Here is a 1,948-nt window from a genome sequence, read left to right as displayed (position 1 = left end):
TCAATGTGTTTGGTGGGCGCCTTGCCGTGCTGGCGCGGACGCGTAGCGCATCTTAACCAAACCTCATCACACCCTGTTGTTATGCCGCTTTTCTGCAATCTGATACCGGTGGGAAGACCGTAAAATTGCAGCAAAACGGCAATGTCTCTCGCTCCGTCTCATAGCAATGTATGAATAGTTTAAAAAGGATTTAATCTATGCATGCGGCTTCATGTTCTGCTCGCTCTTGTGCCAATGCGCCCTTGCCAGCGCCTGCCGATGCAGGTCATCACGAGTTATGGTTTGATGCATGGGAGCAACGGTGCGTTGAGGACATCTGGTTCGATGCGCGCGATGGATCGCTGCCGGATACACGCCCACCGGCACAAAAAGCGGAGCATCTGGTGCCCTTTACCGAAGACTGTCGGCGCGCTATCAAAAAGATGATCCAGCAGAATGCGCTTATTGCTACGGGATTGGCGCGACTATTGCCCGGCTTGCCGCTCGGGGTTATCGCAGTAGCCCACAGCCTGTATATTTCGGTCACCGAGAAAAGGGATATCGATCTGGCATTGCTCAATACGCTGGGGATGGTCGCGGTTGATATGCTCAGTGAAGGGAATGTGATTGCCCATTTGGCTGATTTCATTAAGCAAACGCTGCTCGACTACACCGGAATATCTTATTTTTCCCAGTTTCTGTCTCACGATCATAATCCTGCTTCTCATGCCATTTACCTGGCGCTTGGGCTTTTGGCAATTTCCACCCGATTTTGGATGATACAAGAACCGTCGCCTCAGCGCAGTCTGCTGCGCGTCCCGGTCTTTTTTGCCAATCTGTTAATCCGGATTGATGCTTACTGGCATCAGCTTTCGTGCATGGCGCAAAATGCGGATAAAATCGCCCATCTTCGACTGGAAAGCCTTCCCCTGCGCTCATCTGCGGTGAAAATTGCCAACAGTGAGGCTGTTCTTCCTGTGGTGGCGGGGGCGGTTGTCACAACGGCGCTGTCTACTCGGCGTGCAGCGGTGCGCAACAACGTGATTATCGGTGCGGTTGGCAGCGCAGTAAGTACGGTATTACTGGGAGGCGCTAAGCTTATCTATCATGCCTGCCTTACGCGTGGAGGTGCTTCCACGCAACAACCCGAAGCGACCCGAGAGGTGCACCGGCGTGAACGGGCTATCCCTTTAGCCCCTCACGCTGCGATAAAATCCTGCCATGAAATCAACCTGAAAACGCTTTCCCCTGCCGGGCTGCGCGGATTCAAACTGGTCAGCGATATGCACGGCGGCGGCATGCAGCCCGCTACCTACCGTCAGTTGCATGCCTGCCTGCTGGCCTATTTTGAGTCGGTTAACGGTATCAATAGCCTGATATTGGATATTCCCAAGGTGAGTGATAGCTGCAATGCGCTAAACCTGTTTCTGAAACGTAAAATGCCTGCCCACAACGCCAGGGTGCATTTCTCTATACGCGTAAATGCCTATTACCCGGAAATCCACTTTTTTACCTTAACCGATGGGGAAGGTCATACTTCGCTGGCACTCGGCAGAGTGAATAACGTGTACTTTGTGGATACCCATGAGGGGGGCGAAAAGGTTCGATTAACCGATACCACATTGCCGCTGGATGTGATGCGCTTCATCAACATGGATGTGGTGGTCCGCCAGCATGAAAGCGGTTGGCGGGTCGATATCAAAAGGTATGGCAGGTTAATTTTCTCCCGGGTGCTCCAGCAAAAACCGAGATTTGCCTCGCTGGGCATTGGCAGTCATATGCCGCTCGAGGAATACCGCAGAACGATTGAAATTCGTGCCTTGCAGGTAAAAGCGCTGCCGCCGGTACACTGAATGTGACGCTGCGTGCCTGACGCTGTTTTTCTCCCCAACCGCTTAGCGTGTAATTCTAACCGCTTAATACGCTATGCCACCGTCGATACAAATTGGTTCTGCGCGCTCGCTCGCAT

General features: G+C 52.7%; 1 protein-coding gene. It reads left to right on the top strand.

The annotated features are described in order from the left end of the window. Positions 1-197: 197 nt before the first annotated feature. Positions 198-1,832 carry a hypothetical protein gene (locus J5224_RS25940; RefSeq protein WP_264628069.1) on the top strand — a complete coding sequence of 545 codons (1,635 nt, stop codon included), beginning with the start codon at positions 198-200 and terminating at the stop codon, positions 1,830-1,832. Positions 1,833-1,948 lie beyond the last annotated feature (116 nt).

It is taken from the genome of Candidatus Symbiopectobacterium sp. NZEC135, assembly GCF_025962695.1.
This window is presented reverse-complemented; position numbering and strand designations above follow the sequence as displayed.